General features: G+C 35.8%; 1 protein-coding gene. It reads right to left on the bottom strand.

Going from position 1 to position 774, the window contains the following annotated elements:
• Positions 1 to 774: AMP-binding protein (locus tag A9Y75_RS25865; protein ID WP_143046522.1), on the bottom strand; the 774-nt coding region annotated here is incomplete at both ends.

Below are 774 nucleotides of genomic sequence, written 5' to 3'. Positions count from 1 at the left end.
TTTCTCCAGCAATACCAATAGGTACTGGTTGCAGATGAGAATTTAATATATAAAGCTGTAAATCTGGAATTGCACAACCAATAACGTTTGATGAAGAATCAATATCAATTATATTGATGGGACGATAGGTAACATGAACGGTGGTTTCTGTAATTCCGTACATATTAACTAATTGGGGAAATTTATCCCCATGTCTGTCAAACCAAGGTTTTAAGCTTTGAATATTAAGCGATTCTCCACCAAAAATTACCAAGCGTAAGCTTAAGTTCCTGTGATGATTTAAAGATGTTTCTAGTTGAATCAGTTGCTGAAATGCTGATGGGGTTTGATTCAGGACTGTTATTTTTTCTTGAGATAATAGGTTATAAAATTGTTCTGGTGAGCGACTGACATCATAAGGGATAATTACTAGACTACCTCCATATAAGAGCGCACCCCAAATTTCCCACACGGAAAAGTCGAAAGCGTAGGAGTGAAATAGACTCCAAACATCTTTCTGGTTAAATTTAAACCTGTCTTGAGTTGTTGCAAATAACCGGATGATGTTATGGTGGGCAATGAGAACACCTTTAGGTTTACCTGTTGACCCAGATGTATAAATTATATAGGCTATGTTCTGAGCTTTAACTGTTTTTTCTATTTGTTGTACTGGTATTTTTCTGATCTGCTCCCAATCACTATCTAAACAAACTATGCTAGTTTGATGTTCTGGCAGTTTTTCTACTAGATGCTGTTGTGTTAATAGTATTGATACTTGGGAATCTGATAGCATGA

Origin of the sequence: Trichormus sp. NMC-1 (assembly GCF_001858025.1) — a bacterium.
Taxonomy (GTDB): Bacteria; Cyanobacteriota; Cyanobacteriia; order Cyanobacteriales; family Nostocaceae; genus Anabaena.
Note: the sequence above shows the minus strand (reverse complement) of the source record. Positions and strands in the feature narration are given on the sequence as shown.